The sequence below is a fragment of the Polaromonas sp. P4_F6 genome (genome assembly GCF_056401275.1).
The window spans coordinates 1-13746 of record NZ_JBFUJQ010000015.1; the positions used below are offsets into that span (position 1 = coordinate 1).

13 protein-coding genes are annotated in these 13746 nt (G+C 63.2%); 4 read left to right on the forward strand and 9 right to left on the reverse strand.

Annotated features, from left to right (window positions below; all coding sequences use genetic code 11):
* Positions 1-110 precede the first annotated feature (110 nt).
* From hemE to priA, 3 genes are read left to right on the forward strand one after another with little or no spacing between them, the layout of a single operon-like run.
* Positions 111-1220 carry a uroporphyrinogen decarboxylase gene (gene hemE / locus AC1DUN_RS23100; protein WP_477716021.1) on the forward strand — a complete coding sequence of 370 codons (1110 nt, stop codon included), beginning with the start codon at positions 111-113 and terminating at the stop codon, positions 1218-1220.
* A 49-nt stretch (positions 1221-1269) separates the two neighbouring features.
* On the forward strand, positions 1270-1599 hold the full coding sequence (locus tag AC1DUN_RS23105) for a hypothetical protein (protein ID WP_477716022.1): 330 nt from the start codon (positions 1270-1272) through the stop codon (positions 1597-1599).
* Entirely contained in the window at positions 1596-3803 is a 2208-nt protein-coding gene (gene priA, locus AC1DUN_RS23110) for a replication restart helicase PriA (protein ID WP_477716023.1), read from the forward strand. Before AC1DUN_RS23105 ends, priA begins: the two co-directional genes overlap by 4 nt.
* Positions 3804-3817: 14 nt before the next feature.
* On the opposite strand, the gene AC1DUN_RS23115 is transcribed toward priA, so the two are convergent.
* The 8 genes from AC1DUN_RS23115 to AC1DUN_RS23150 all read right to left on the reverse strand — a co-directional run bounded on the left by AC1DUN_RS23115 (position 3818) and on the right by AC1DUN_RS23150 (position 11048).
* Positions 3818-6649: an autotransporter family protein gene (locus AC1DUN_RS23115; protein WP_477716024.1), complete on the reverse strand. Its 2832-nt coding sequence runs from the start codon at positions 6647-6649 to the stop codon at positions 3818-3820.
* A gap of 351 nt (positions 6650-7000) precedes the next feature.
* Positions 7001-7582, reverse strand: coding sequence for a hypothetical protein (locus AC1DUN_RS23120; RefSeq protein ID WP_477716025.1), 582 nt, complete (start codon positions 7580-7582; stop codon positions 7001-7003).
* Between the two features lie 22 nt (positions 7583-7604).
* A complete protein-coding gene (locus AC1DUN_RS23125; protein ID WP_477716026.1) occupies positions 7605-8144 on the reverse strand; it encodes an alpha-ketoglutarate-dependent dioxygenase AlkB in 540 nt (179 codons plus the stop codon).
* A 126-nt stretch (positions 8145-8270) separates the two neighbouring features.
* The gene (locus AC1DUN_RS23130; protein ID WP_477716027.1) at positions 8271-8744 is read right to left on the reverse strand and encodes a hypothetical protein; all 474 of its coding nucleotides are present in this window, start codon (positions 8742-8744) and stop codon (positions 8271-8273) included.
* A gap of 208 nt (positions 8745-8952) precedes the next feature.
* Positions 8953-9381, reverse strand: a complete 429-nt coding sequence (locus AC1DUN_RS23135) for a pentapeptide repeat-containing protein (protein ID WP_477716028.1) — start codon at positions 9379-9381, stop codon at positions 8953-8955.
* Complete coding sequence (locus AC1DUN_RS23140) at positions 9374-9775, reverse strand: hypothetical protein (protein WP_477716029.1); 402 nt, start codon at positions 9773-9775, stop codon at positions 9374-9376. Before AC1DUN_RS23140 ends, AC1DUN_RS23135 begins: the two co-directional genes overlap by 8 nt.
* 80 nt (positions 9776-9855) lie before the next feature.
* Positions 9856-10224 (reverse strand): hypothetical protein, encoded by a 369-nt coding sequence (locus AC1DUN_RS23145; protein WP_477716030.1) that lies wholly within the window; start codon positions 10222-10224, stop codon positions 9856-9858.
* 59 nt (positions 10225-10283) lie between these two features.
* A complete protein-coding gene (locus AC1DUN_RS23150; RefSeq protein WP_477716031.1) occupies positions 10284-11048 on the reverse strand; it encodes an ArsR/SmtB family transcription factor in 765 nt (254 codons plus the stop codon).
* Between the two features lie 112 nt (positions 11049-11160).
* On the opposite strand from AC1DUN_RS23150, the gene AC1DUN_RS23155 reads away from it, so the two are divergent.
* Entirely contained in the window at positions 11161-12438 is a 1278-nt protein-coding gene (locus tag AC1DUN_RS23155) for an MFS transporter (RefSeq protein WP_477716081.1), read from the forward strand.
* A 3-nt stretch (positions 12439-12441) separates the two neighbouring features.
* On the opposite strand, the gene AC1DUN_RS23160 is transcribed toward AC1DUN_RS23155, so the two are convergent.
* Positions 12442-13740 (reverse strand): RNA polymerase sigma factor, encoded by a 1299-nt coding sequence (locus tag AC1DUN_RS23160; protein WP_477716032.1) that lies wholly within the window; start codon positions 13738-13740, stop codon positions 12442-12444.
* Positions 13741-13746: the final 6 nt, after the last annotated feature.

A 13746-nucleotide genomic window follows, 5' to 3' on the forward strand; every position in this document is an offset into this window, starting at 1 on the left:
GCTAGCCCATAGCTGTGCTATGGGCGTCGCACCGCGCCTTGCATCCCATCCCGAGAAGGTGCTTGCGCGGCCCCGTTTAGACATTGAACAGGCTCTGAGACAATCGGTGCATGTTCGCACCCCTTCAAAACGACACTTTTTTGCGCGCCTGCCTGCGCCAGGCCACCCCCCACACCCCCGTCTGGCTGATGCGCCAGGCCGGCCGCTATTTGCCCGAATACCGCGCCACGCGGGCCCAGGCCGGCAGCTTCATGGGCCTGGCCACCAACACCGACTACGCCACCGAGGTCACGCTGCAGCCGCTGGAGCGCTACCCGCTGGACGCCGCCATCCTGTTCAGCGACATCCTGACCGTGCCCGACGCCATGGGCCTGGGCCTGTCTTTTGCGCTGGGCGAGGGCCCGCGCTTTGCCACCCCGGTGCGCGACGAAGCCGCCGTGGCCAGGCTGCAGGTGCCCGACCTGGACAAGCTGCGCTATGTTTTTGACGCCGTCACCTCCATCCGCAAGGCCCTGAACGGCCGCGTGCCGCTGATCGGCTTTTCCGGCAGCCCCTGGACCCTGGCCTGCTACATGGTCGAGGGCGCGGGTTCCGACGACTACCGCCTGGTCAAGACCATGCTGTACCAGCGCCCCGACCTGATGCACAAGATGCTGGCCGTCAATGCCGACGCGGTGGCCGCCTACCTGAACGCCCAGATCGAGGCCGGCGCCCAGGCCGTGATGATTTTCGACAGCTGGGGTGGCGTGCTGGCCGACGCGGCCTTCAAAACCTTCAGCCTGGCCTACACGGCCCGGGTGCTGGCCCAGCTCAAGCGCGAGCACGGCGGCGTGAAAATCCCGCGCCTGGTGTTCACCAAGGGCGGCGGCCAGTGGCTGGAAGCCATGGCCCAGCTCGATTGCGAGGTGCTGGGCCTGGACTGGACGGTCAACCTGGCCAGAGCGCGCGCCCTGGTCGGCGAACATGGCCCCCAGGCCAAGGCGCTGCAGGGCAACCTGGACCCGAATGTGCTGTTCGCCAAGCCGGCCCAGATTGAGGCCGAGGTGGCCGCCGTGCTGGACAGCTTTGGCGCCCCCCATACCGATACCAGCCGGCCCGGACCCACCCATATTTTCAACCTGGGACATGGCATCAGCCAGCACACGCCGCCCGAAAGCGTGGAGGTGCTGGTAAACGCAGTGCACGCTCACTCTCGCAGCATGCGCACCGCGCGTAGCTGAATCCTTTCGCCTGCCCCTTATTTCCGCCGGCCCGGGGCGTATTTCCACCATGGCTAGCACAAAACCGGGCCCCGCCGGCTGGACTTATGCACAAAAATCTTGTTGCGCCGCCGCAATGCAAGCACCCCGGTCCACCTCGCGCTATCAAAGCAATAGCGCGCGTAAGTTGTTGATTTATATAGAGACTTTAAATTGCTTTTTTTGCGGGCAATTTAAGAAAAGCCTTGATTTACAAGGCTTCGCGCGCTTCGCCGACAAGCTGTCAACAAAGTTATCCACAGAAAATCTGGAAATCTGTAAAGTGGCGCCAAATCAACGACTTAGCGCATTGTCTGGATGTATTTCTCAAGAATTAAACACATTTAGTTACTCTGAATGAGCTATTGGCTGCAAGTCGTCGTCGCGGCGCCCGCGCACAGTTCCATCGCCGGGCCGCTGACTTACCAGAGTGAGTTGCCACTCGCCCTGGGCTCGCTGGTGCGCGTGCCGCTGGGCCGGCGCGAGGTGCTGGGCGTGGTCTGGGAGCTGCTGGCCGACAGCGGCGCGCTGCTGGAAATGCAGACGCGCCACGTGGCCGGCGCGCTGGAAGGCCTGCCGCCGCTGTCCGCCACCTGGCGCAAGCTGGTGCAGTTCACCGCCGCTTATTACCAGCGCTCGCTGGGCGAGGTGGCGCTGGCCGCGCTGCCGCCCCAGTTGCGCGACCTCAGCAATGTGCAGCTGGCGCGGCGGCTCAAACGCCCCATGGCCGACACCCGGGGCGAGCAGGCTGGCGGCCGGTCGCTGGTGCTGAGCGCGCAGCAGGCCGCCGTGCTGGCCGAGTTCCATGCCGACAATCGGCCCGCGCTGCTGTTCGGCGCCACCGGCAGCGGCAAGACCGAGGTCTACCTGCGCGCCGCGGCCCGGGTGCTGGAACTGGACCCGGCCGCCCAGGTGCTGGTCATGGTGCCCGAGATCAACCTCACGCCGCAGCTGCAGTCGCGCTTTGAAGCGCGTTTTGCCCACCTGGGCAAGGAACGCGTGGTGGCCCTGCACAGCGGCCTGACGCCGGCCCAGCGCCTCAAAAGCTGGCTGGCGGCCCACGCCGGCCATGCGCGCCTGGTGCTGGGCACGCGCATGGCGGTGTTCGCCTCCATGCCCAATTTGCGCCTGATCGTGGTCGACGAGGAACACGACCCCAGCTACAAGCAGCAGGAAGGCGCGCGCTATTCGGCGCGCGACCTGGCGATTTACCGCGCCAAGATCGAAACCGAAGACGCCACGCACGCGCACGGCCCCTGCCGCGTGCTGCTGGGCTCGGCCACGCCCTCGCTGGAAAGCTGGCAGGCCACGCTGGCCGGACGCTACCAGCGCCTGGTGATGGATGAGCGAATTGGCACAGGGACGGCCCCATCCACCGGCGAAGAGGCCGCCCCCTACTCCGCCGGGCCGCAGCCGGACACCTCGCCTCCGCCAACAGCCAGGGAGCCTGGCCCCACCGGCGATGCGGGCAGCCTGCCCACGGTGCGGCGCGTGGACATGAACCACCAGCCCAAGCACTGCATCATCGCGCCGCCGCTGCTGGACGCGATCGCCCAGCGCGTGGCGCGCGGCGAGCAGTCGCTGATCTTTTTGAACCGGCGCGGTTATGCGCCCGTGCTGGCCTGCCATGACTGCGGCTGGAAAAGCGAGTGCCCGCATTGCAGCGCGTTTCGTGTCTTCCACAAGATAGACCGGACGCTGCGCTGCCACCACTGCGGCTTCACCGAGCGCGTGCCGCGCGCCTGCCCCAGCTGCGGCAACATCGACATCGCGCCGGTGGGCCGCGGCACCGAGCGGCTCGAAGAACACCTGGCCGAACTGCTGGCCGGCGTGAAGCGGCCCGACGGCGAGCCGGTGCGCATTGCCCGCATAGACGCCGACAGCACGCGGCTCAAGGGCGCGCTCGAATCGCAGCTGGCCAGCGTGCACGCGGGCGAGGTCGACGTGCTGGTCGGCACACAGATGATCGCCAAGGGCCACGACTTCCGGCACATCACGCTGGTGGCCGCCATCAACCCCGACGGCGCGCTGTTTTCCAGCGACTTCCGCGCGCCCGAGCGCCTGTTCAGCCTCTTGATGCAGGCGGGCGGCCGGGCCGGCCGCGATGCGCGCCACAGCGGTGCCAGCGAAATGTGGGTGCAGACCTTCCACCCCGAGCACCCGCTGTTCGCCGCGCTCAAACAGCACGACTACGCGGGTTTTGCCACGCAACAGCTGGCCGAACGCGAGGCCGCCGGCATGTCGCCCTTTGGCTTTTCAGCGCTGGTGCGCGCCGAGGCGCGCACGCAGGAAGTGGCGCAAGGCTTCCTCAACGCGGCGGCCGCGCAAGCCGAGGTGCTGCAGCTCACCGGCAACGGCCAGGTCACCGCCTACCCGGCCGTGCCCATGACGATCCAGCGTGTGGCGAACATCGAGCGCGCGCAGATGCTGGTCGAAAGCCCCTCGCGCGCGGCGCTGCAGCGCTTTCTGGCGAATTGGCAGCCGGTGTTGTTTGAGACGCGCCAGCAGGCCGAATTTAAAAGCCTGATTCGCTGGGCGATTGATGTGGATCCGATTGCGATCTAAGGCCACGACCCACCTTAAAACTGCATCTGCATCCCGGCACTGAGCATGCCCTGCCTGGCTCCTCTACGCAACTCACCGGCCACGCCCAGATAGGCAAAGGCATTGGCTGCGAACCTGCGCGTGCCGTAGAACCCGGCCTGCACAAAGGCTGAACCCGCGCGGGGTGTGCCTATGGTGGTTGCCGTCCCGGCCAGCGATGCACTAAGAACCGGGTTGATCAGGCCCGACGAGTCCGCACCGGCTGCGACGTTGACAAGATAGGTGTTGACCTCTTTCAGGGGATTCGTGCTCCTGGAGCCCAGCGTCAGCCCAATCACTCCGCGCACGGCTCTGCCACTAAAGCTGTCCACGCTCAGTGCAGCCGCCGACGAGCCTTCCGCAAACGAGGATTGCCTGACCTGTTGCCAGGTCAAACGTGCGTAGGGCGTGATGCGGGCAGACTCCAGGTCTGTCGGGCGGCTCAAGCCTGCGCTGAGCAAGGCATGGTTGCTCCGTATGTTTTTGGCCTCCAGGCCAGCGGTGTTGCCCGTGGGATCGTTGCGCGAATTGTTCGTTGAGCTCAGGCCCAAACTTGCCATGCCGTCGAGCACCCATCCATCCACTGCCAGCTTGCCGTACAGGAAGACCGATCCTTGCTGAATATCGCCTGTTCCCTGATCGGCCGTGACATGCGTGTTGGACAGCGTGATCCCGCCTCCGGCCTTGGCGCCGTGTTCCGCATAGGCATCAATGCCGACCACCAGCTGGTACAGATCATTTGAGAAGCCGCTCGCGTTCTGGTCGCCTTGGCGCTTGCCACGCTGGTAGGTGATATCGCCCCATGCCGGGCCCCGGGTCGCGGTGCCATTGCTTGCGCCATCAAGGGGGCCGATGTGGACATCGGCCCCCGCACTGGCAACCAACACCCCCGGGGAGCGGGAGGCACTGAATGCACCGGCCGCAGGCGAAGAAGCCGTTCCATCCAGATGCGACATGACGGCCTGCTGGGCGCGCAGCGCGGCCTGAGGCAAAGCCGCAAGGCTCGCGCCATGAACTTCACCCGCGAGTCCGCGAGTAAAAGCCGGAAGGCTTGCGGCAGTTTGCGCTGACGCGGCAAACAGCAATTGGCTCTGTGCGCTGCTGGTCGAGCCGGCCTGGTTCGCCAGCACGATCCTGTCGAGAGCGCTTGCGGCGGACCGGGCATTGGCATTTTGCGCACTGAGCGTTGTCGCATAAGACCGCGGGATCACCGCGAGGTCCAGGCTGTTGCTGCCCCCGACGTTGTAGAGCTGAACGAACTGCGTGTCCGCCGAAAGTTCCGCGGGTTGCGTCAGCACGGAGAACCGGCCAGAGATCCCGCCATCGGCGCTCACGACGCGAAATCTGTCACCCAGCACCGGGACATAAGGCCTGCTGCCGAAGCCGGATTCAGCTGGCGTGAACAGGCCCGACAAACGCGGCGTCAGGGTTGCGTTCGGCTGGATCACAAACTGGCCGCCGGTGACGCTCAGGAAGGAGTAAAAGCCGGTCGCCCCCACAGGGCTCGCCGCACTGGCCTGCACCGTTCCCGCAATGTCCTGCTGGTAGGTGCTGCCGCCGGCCATCGTCACGGTCGAGTTCACTGCAAGATACCCAGGCGAATTGCCCGGCTTCAAAGTGCCCGCCACCGTCACCGGGCCACGGACGGTACCCGTGCCCATCAAGGTGCTGCCTGAACCGACAAAGACGGGACCCGTTCCGAGTGGGGAAGCGCCGCCGATCACCAAGGTGCCCGAGTTAATGGTGGTGCCCCCTGAATAGCTGTTGTTGCCGGTCAGCAGCAAAGTTCCAGTGCCATTGACGGTCAAACCACCTACCCCGGAAAACGCGCCCGAAAGCTGGGCCGAGCCACTGGTGGGCGCAGTGATGGTGCCGCCCCCGGCGTTGAGCGTAAATGCCCGGCTCGAGTTGTCACCGGACAGGAGTGCCAGTGTTCCACCCGCAAAGACCGGGTTGGCTGTGACACCCACATCACTCAGGCTGTAGAGGCTGCCGGTAGTCATGTTCACGCTGGCGATGGAAAACACCAGGTCCCAGATCGTGGTGCTGCCCGATGCCAGGCCCAACTGCCAGTTCAAGCCGCCATAGGTGCCCGAGGTCGTACCGGTCAGGTTGCCCGCCGTCAGGCCGTTAAGCACGCCCGCGTAGGTGCCGACGGCGACCGTGGAACTGCCGTAGATGCCGAAGGTCATGCTGCCGGTTACCGCGGAAGCGGTGAGCTTTCCATAAGTGGACGGGCTGTTGATGATGATCCGGTAGTCCACGGGCAGAGCCCCGGTGTAAGTGAGGGAGCCATTGGCATTGCCGGCGCCTTGCAAATTGTTGAGCGTATTGAGCACACCCGCGTTGTTGGTGATGGCGGAAAACGGGCCAATGATGGACCCGGTATTGGTCAAAGTAGTGATCGTGCCGCCATTGAGGACAACGCCGCGCCGCACGCCCGATGAAATCTGTCCGGTGTTGATCAGCGTGGTCAATGTGCCATTGACGGTGACACCGAATTGCGAGCCGGTGGAAATGGTTCCGTTATTGGTCAGCGACGAAGAGGTCGACGATGACAGGACAGACACGGGATCGCCATTCCTGTTACTGGGCGCATCGTTTGACACCGTCACACCCGCGTTGATGGTGACATTGGCGCCCGTATCCAGCGTCAGGGGCTTGACATTGCCGCCCGCACAGCTGGCGCTCACCACCAGGGTTGAAGTGACAGTGACACCGCCATTGCACACCGCCCAGGCCTTGCCCTGTGGAAGTGCAGAACAAAGCACTCCGAAAACCGATATGGCAAATCGTTTTTGCAAACCATTGTTTGCATCATTGGGCATGGGTCATCAGACTGGGTTCGAGATTTGAGTGTCTCGGCTTTCATGAGTTTGGCAGGTTCAGTCATGCTAGTCCGATTGCGGTCGGAGCGCCTTGGTAATTGCCGTATTGACGCGCCTGCTGCTATCTGGCGCAACAGAAGATCACATTGGTTTTCGCCAATCCAGCCGTTGCTGTATGTAACCGCATATAACAATGCCGGCGGTATGGCACCCTATGGTGTTGAGACACGCCAGCAGGCCGAATTTAAAAGCCTTATTCGCTGGGTGATTGATGTGGATCCGATTGCGATTTAATTAATGACGAGCCACCAAAACTGGCATTGAGGCTTGCCTTATTTCTTGGGTGCGTGCTCAGAAGGACTCACTAAACGCCTCTTTGAACTCCGGCACGGATAACAAATCGTCGATCACGCGCTGAAGCTTCAGGTTGGTCCTGGAGTAGGTTCGAAGCGGCCGAATGGCGTAAACAAGCGCTTCATATCGAAGGCCGGGTATTGCTTCCCGCAACTCCGAAATGATCTGGTCACGTTCGATCCCTTCCGCAGCGAAACGGCACAACACTTCGATGGCATTTCCTTGCGTCCAGTCGTATTCGCCGTGGGCCGCTTGCCGAAGCAAAGGCAGGGACGACGGGCCGATGTGATACAGGATCTCAAATATCGCGAACTGCCTCGCCGCCATCCACTGACCTAACCCCGGAAACAAATGCGCCAGATCCGGTGGCGGGTCCTGTTTGGCATGAAACTCCTGGCTGAGTTGCTCAATTGCAGTCGGCCCAAACTCATTTGCAACCACTCGCGCGCGGCGTGAGAATTCCAAATCTTCCACCAACACCTCTGCGATCCAGCGAATTTTTACTTGAAGAATTGAATCATCACTTGCATCCGAATGAGCCAATCGATTAAAGAGGCGATGGAGGAACCCTTGTCTCATTTGAATAGCTCGCTCCATTGATTTAAAGGTTAGCACCAGTCTTGAGCATGCGCCTAAAAGTAAGGCTGATTCTCTGCCCGGAGCCGGGCGATTTTGGAATGGCGTGGAGCCACAAGGACTGGAACTCTTTTGACATGTACAAGAGAGAACCTGGAGTCAATGCGTATGGAATCTCGTGTGAGCGAACCTGTTTGCAGCGGAACATCATCTCGCGCTCGCTGCCGAGCGAAACGATAGCGACCCCAGTCCCTTCTGCGAGCTCTTCCGTTGAATCGGAGTGAAAGCCCATTGAAGACTGGCCATCCGGGTAGTGATTCAGGAGGCAGTTGTTGGGATGAAAGCCCAATGTTGCCTCGATCTGTTTGCAGATTCCTTGAAGGCTTTCGGGCATGGTAACTTGCGGGTATGTGATACCCGAGTAGTCGTAGGAGACTCCGAAGCTTGCTGTCTTTCGAGCACGCAGGCGCTCATCCCAGACAACCGAAGACAGCAGATGGTCAAACAGGTCTTTGTGATTTGCCACAAAGCCTGAAACGAAGGTGACATTGGGTGTTGGATGCATAAAAGCGCGCTGGGCCTATTTACAAAAGACAGTCGAACCGCCAGCCCGATTGCGACCTCCTGCTGCGTGTCCGAGCCAGGCAACGGTTAGTCTGCGCGATGAGAACTGGAAAGAGACGATAGGCCGTTAATTAGGCGCACAAAAATCCGTGGCCTGCTCTTTCAACTCGCCGCAGATCCGGGACTTCATCATGATTGGCGGCGTTATCTGACCATCATCAAGCCTGCGCATATACGGATACAACACAAGAAGGCCTTTACTGTCCGTACCGGTTCTAGCAATGATCATTCCTTCCTCACCATTTCTGTGATCCGGGCCACAGCTTGAGAACTCGTATTTCATGGCGAATTTTTCGCCTTGACTAACCCTTGCGTCGGATGTCTTTAGAACCTGTATGACTGTTGCCGTGACTGTTGCTGTTGCCGTTCTCGTTTCCTCATTGACATCCGACAAGGAGACTTTCGCAATCACATCAACATCAGCCTGGGGACTTGGAATGGCCTCAAAGAAAATCGTGTTCCATAAGCCGTACCATATACAAGCATGCGCTTGCGGGGTTACCAGCAGGAAGCAAAAAACCGACGCAATGAGGTAGCGCATGTGTCTCTCCGATAGTTCAGTGATGAGCAAAAAAATGCACCGGCTAACTTAATGGTTCGTCATAGGGTTCGTAGTTGCCCCGTTCGGCGCGACGATCGACCCGTCTCGGCCGGTACGGCCCGTACATTGCGATCATGCTTCTACGCTCCAATGTTTAAGATGATAGGCACAACTCGGCTTACCGCGGCACGTGCGATTGGTTGAGGGCTTAGACCGCGTCGCGTCGCGACTGTGGGAAATCCTTGTCATCTTCCACGGTGTAACCATAGAAGCTTGCTCCAACGAACTTTGTCCCGTCCGTATTCGCACCCTCAAGGTCTATTGATTCGATCGCGGCAAGCTCGAACGAGGCGCCGGAAAGGTTTGCGTTTCGGAAGTTCGCGCATTTGACATTGCACTCTCGGAAGCTGGTGCCCTGCAGGCTTGCGCCTTCGAAGTTGCTATTAAAGAACCAGGAAAAGCGATCGAAGGAAGCGCCGTCAAGGTTGACGCCGGAGAGATCCGTTTCGCTGAGCTCGGTTCCGGGGAACAGGCGTTCACCACTTTCATAGCGACGCACAAGTTCCTCGCGACTCCTTGGGGGCGCGCCGGCCTCGACCGACTTGTCAGACTGCGACTTCGTATCCTGACTAGCCATGCTTCACCTGAACCACTTGGGGTCCAGCGTCCAGGATATGTTTTGGGATTCGATCGTCCCAGCGCTCAATGCCAGAAACAAAGCGCTGGAGGTGATAGACGACCTGAGACAAATACGGGGTCACCAGGGCGTAGTACGCACCTGAAGCGGCGTTGGCCGGGAAATCAGCCATGTGTTCGGTGGCTCGAGCCACAAACACCGGTATGGGATCGTAGTTCTTGCTCAGGAATAGACCCACGATGTTGTTCACGTAGCAAACCAGCGGGTAGGTGCCGCTGTTCCTGCGAAACGCCTGCTCCGGAATGAGGTCCGCGCCATTCAGCAGGACGTGAAACTGCTTGATGATTGCGCGGCTCTCTTTTGAGCCCTCGGCGGAAATATCAGTGGCGGCCATAGCAGTCTAAGGTTTGAGGCGGGAAGCACGACCCCGTTTGCCGGGGAACGTTCGGTTGGTTGAAGGTTTAAGCGGCATCTTCACGACATGGTGCTCCACGCGTGAGCTCCAAACTTCTGGCCGATCCACCAGGCGACTGCGGCGTAGCCATAGGCCAGGAGGATGAGCGGTGGACTATCACCCGAAAGACGCGTGGAGGCAATGGCCGGTGCAGCAACGAGGCCAAAGAATACAGCCAGCCACACAAGCATGAGGAGCAGGAAGACAATTACTTCCAAAAGCTTCATTTCGCGCGTAGGGCGCGCCAGAAAGAGGATCAGCCGATTCTTCGTTGTTGGACGGACGCCTTGCAAGACATCCTTGTGCGACGCTGCGGAGAACCCAAGCACTACACCAAGGCAGCCGCCTGCAAAAAATCCGACGAGAGCGACAAGAATGGCGGCGATCATGGGTGAATGATAGTTCTGATGGTGCTAGTGAAGCGCACGGATCCGCACAGGTGACGAATTCAGGCGGCCATAGGCCGCCGCTCCTGCCGCGCAGGAAACGCATCCCCTTCCATCACCTGCCGCCAGCTTTCCTGCCCCATCCAGCCGCGCAGCGCCATCACCCCCCTGGGCGTGATCTCCAGCGCGCGCATGCCCTGGCGGCGCATCAGCCAGCCGCTGTCCAGGCAGTGCACGCAGATCAGCGTGCCCAGCTGCCCGGCGACATGAAAACGCCGCTCACTCCAGTCCAGGCAGGGCCGGCAGTACGGCCGTCGGGTGTTGGTGGCCACCGGCGAGGCTGAGAGCTCAATGCCCAGGCGCGCCAGCACAGCGCCGGCCTTGTCGGTCGCATGGCCGGCTTCGCCGTCAAACACAACCGCGCCGTCGGCGACCAGGTGCTGGGCAATGGCCACGCCCAGCCGGCCGGCGATATGGTCGTAGCAGCTGCGCGCCAAACGCATGGCGGCGTCTTTGGGGCCGGGCACCACGGCGCGGCGCACGGCGGGCGCGTTCTGCGCCGCGAGCTGGGTGATGCCTTCGAGCACGCGGGCCACCTCGGGCGAGGCCAGCCGGTGGTAGCGGTGCCGGCCGTGCTGCTCCACGCACAGCAAGCCGCCTTCGACCAGCAGCGCGAGGTGGCGGCTGGCGGTTTGCGGTGAGACATTGCCGGCGCCGGCCAGTTCGTGGGCGGTGAGCGAACGGCCGTCCAGCAGCTCCATCAGCATGGCGGTACGGGCCGGTTCGCCGACCAGCGAGGCGATATGGGCGATCTGGTTGGTGTTCATGGAAGCTACCTTATCAGTATCAAGGAGGTCATGCTTCGCTCCAGGGCGAAGCATCGTGGCCGCTTCGCGCCGCACCATGGAGACCTTGTCTCTCAAGGAAAAGACCATGGAAATGCCAGTTACGCCCCTGCAAGCTCCCGCGCCACGCCCCTTTTTTGGCGCGACCGTGGTGCGCGCCGCCTTTGTTATTGCCATCTTCGGCTGGGGCATAGGTTTTTACAGCCCGGCGATTTTTCTGCATGCGGTGCTGGCGCGCACCGGCTGGGCGCTTCCGCTGGTATCCAGCGCGGTGACTTTTCACTTTCTGTTCGGCGCGGGCGTGGTGGCCTGCCTGCCGCGCATACACAAGCGCCTCGGTGTGGCCGCTACCACGGCCGCGGGCGCCGCCGCACTGGCGCTGGGCCTGATGGGCTGGGCGCTGGCCGCGCAGCCTTGGCAATTGTTTGCGGCCGCACTGCTGACCGGCGGCGGCTGGGTCACCATGGGTGCGGCGGGCATCAATGCCATCATCTCGCCGTGGTTTGCGCGCGGCCGGCCCATGGCGCTGGCCAAGGCCTATAACGGCGCAAGCCTGGGTGGGGTGATTTTTTCGCCGCTGTGGGGTGCGCTGATCGCAGCGATGGGTTTTACCGCCGCCAGCATGTTGGTGGGCGGGGCCATGCTGGCCATTGTGGGGAGCCTGAGTTTTTTTGTGGTGGCGCAAACACCCGAGCGCCTGGGCCAGCGGCCTGATGGTGATGCACCCGGCGCGCCGGCACGCGCCCTCACCTCTGCGCATGCCAAACCACTGCCGGGCCGGCTGCTGTGGCGCGACCGCGGCTTTCGCACGCTGGCCGCCGCCATGGCGCTGAGTTTGTTCGCCCAGGCCGGCCTGATCACGCACCTGTATTCGCTGCTGGTCTTCGCGCTGGGGACCCGGGGCGCGGGCCTGGCGATGGCGCTGGCGACCGCCTGCGCCATAGGCGGGCGCACCGTGGTCGGCAAATGCATGCCGCCGGATGCCGACCGCCGGCGGGTGGCCGGCGTGAGCTACGCGGTGCAGATCGTCGGCTCGCTGTTGCTGGCTTGCGCGGCGGAGCAGCAGACGGCACTGATCCTGGCAGGCGTGGTGCTGTTCGGCGTCGGCATAGGCAACGCGACATCGCTGCCGCCGCTGGTGGCACAGGTGGAATTCGTCAAGGAAGACGTTCCGCGCGTGGTGGCGCTGATCGTCGCCATGTCGCAAGGCCTCTGGGCGCTGGCGCCGGCGACCTTTGCCTTGCTGCTGGTGGCGGCCAACGGAAGCCCGGTCCACCTGGGCGCGGGCACAGGCCTTTATTTCGGCGCGACGGTGCTGCTGCAGCTGGCGGCGATTGCCTGCATGCTGGGCGGGCGCAAGCCCGCGGGCTGAAGCTCAGCCCAGGCGCGGCGTGCCGTCCGGCAGGCAGGCCGCGGCGCGCGCCAGCAGCAGTTCACGCTCGCGCAGGTTGCGCGTGAGCGAGGCGGCGCGTTCGAACTCGGCATGGGCTTCGTCAAAGCGGCCGAGCTTGAACAAAAAATCGCCGCGCACGCTGGGCAGCAGGTGGTAGTTTTTCATCAGGGGCTCGGCCAGCAGCGCATCGGCCACCTCCAGCCCGGTGGCCGGGCCGAAGGCCATGGCCAGCGCCACGGCGCGGTTCAGTTCCACCACCGGCGAGGGCGCGAGCTGCGACAGCGCATCGTAGAGCGCGGCGATGCGCTGCCAGTCGGTGTCGGCGCCGGTGGGCGCGCGCGCATGGCAGGCGGCGATGGCGGCCTGCAGCGCATACGGCCCCAGCGCGCCGCCCAGGGCCTCGGCGCGCGCCAATGCAGCCAGGCCGCGGCGTATCAGGATGTGGTCCCAGCGCGCGCGGTTCTGCTCCAGCAACAGAATCGGTTCGCCCGAAGGCCCGGTGCGCGCCTTGGCGCGCGAGGCCTGGATTTCCATGAGGGCCACGAGGCCGTGCACTTCGGGCTCCTGCGTGGCGAGCTCGGCCAGCACCCGCCCCAGCCGCAAGGCCTCGTCACAGAGCGCGGGCCGCATCCAGTCGCCGCCCGAGGTGGCCGAGTAGCCCTCGTTGAAGATCAGGTAGATGACCTCCAGCACCGAGGCCAGCCGCGCGTTGCGCTCTTCGGGGCCGGGCACCTCAAAAGGCACACGCGCCTCGGCCAGGGTGCGCTTGGCGCGCACGATGCGCTGGGCCACGGTGGGCTCGGGCACCAGGAAGGCGCGCGCGATCTCGTCGGTGCTGAGGCCGCCCAGCAGCCGCAGCGTGAGGGCGATGCGCGCCTCGGTGGACAGCACCGGGTGGCAGGCGGTGAAGATCAGGCGCAGCAGGTCGTCGCCGTAGTCATCGGCGCCGTCGTCGCCGGAGCCGGGCTCGTCTACATCGGCAAAAGCCATGTCCTGCTCCATCTCGAGTTCGCGGCCCAGCTCTTCATGCTTGAGCGCGAGCAGCTTGCGCCGCCGCAGGTAATCGATGGCGCGGTGCTTGGCGACGGCCATGAGCCAGGCGCCCGGGTTGTCCGGCACGCCCGTCTGGGGCCAGCGCTCGAGCGCCGTGACCAGCGCGTCCTGCGCGATCTCCTCGGCCAGGCCCACCTCCTGCACCATGCGTGCGACCTTGGCGATGACCTTGGCCGACTCGATGCGCCAGACGGCGTCGATGGCGCGGTGGGTTTCATGGGACGCCATGGGGCC

Bases quoted from the DNA above. Each gene is read 5' to 3' on its own strand.
- priA (WP_477716023.1), top strand. From the start codon at position 1,596: ATGAGCTATTGGCTGCAAGTCGTCGTCGCGGCGCCCGCGCACAGTTCC.
- AC1DUN_RS23115 (WP_477716024.1), bottom strand. From the start codon at position 6,649: ATGCCCAATGATGCAAACAATGGTTTGCAAAAACGATTTGCCATATCG.
- AC1DUN_RS23160 (WP_477716032.1), bottom strand. From the start codon at position 13,740: ATGGCGTCCCATGAAACCCACCGCGCCATCGACGCCGTCTGGCGCATC.
- AC1DUN_RS23140 (WP_477716029.1), bottom strand. From the start codon at position 9,775: ATGGCCGCCACTGATATTTCCGCCGAGGGCTCAAAAGAGAGCCGCGCA.
- AC1DUN_RS23150 (WP_477716031.1), bottom strand. From the start codon at position 11,048: ATGAACACCAACCAGATCGCCCATATCGCCTCGCTGGTCGGCGAACCG.
- AC1DUN_RS23155 (WP_477716081.1), top strand. From the start codon at position 11,161: ATGCCAGTTACGCCCCTGCAAGCTCCCGCGCCACGCCCCTTTTTTGGC.
- AC1DUN_RS23135 (WP_477716028.1), bottom strand. From the start codon at position 9,381: ATGGCTAGTCAGGATACGAAGTCGCAGTCTGACAAGTCGGTCGAGGCC.
- AC1DUN_RS23145 (WP_477716030.1), bottom strand. From the start codon at position 10,224: ATGATCGCCGCCATTCTTGTCGCTCTCGTCGGATTTTTTGCAGGCGGC.
- AC1DUN_RS23105 (WP_477716022.1), top strand. From the start codon at position 1,270: ATGGCTAGCACAAAACCGGGCCCCGCCGGCTGGACTTATGCACAAAAA.
- AC1DUN_RS23125 (WP_477716026.1), bottom strand. From the start codon at position 8,144: ATGCATCCAACACCCAATGTCACCTTCGTTTCAGGCTTTGTGGCAAAT.
- AC1DUN_RS23130 (WP_477716027.1), bottom strand. From the start codon at position 8,744: ATGCGCTACCTCATTGCGTCGGTTTTTTGCTTCCTGCTGGTAACCCCG.
- AC1DUN_RS23120 (WP_477716025.1), bottom strand. From the start codon at position 7,582: ATGAGACAAGGGTTCCTCCATCGCCTCTTTAATCGATTGGCTCATTCG.
- hemE (WP_477716021.1), top strand. From the start codon at position 111: ATGTTCGCACCCCTTCAAAACGACACTTTTTTGCGCGCCTGCCTGCGC.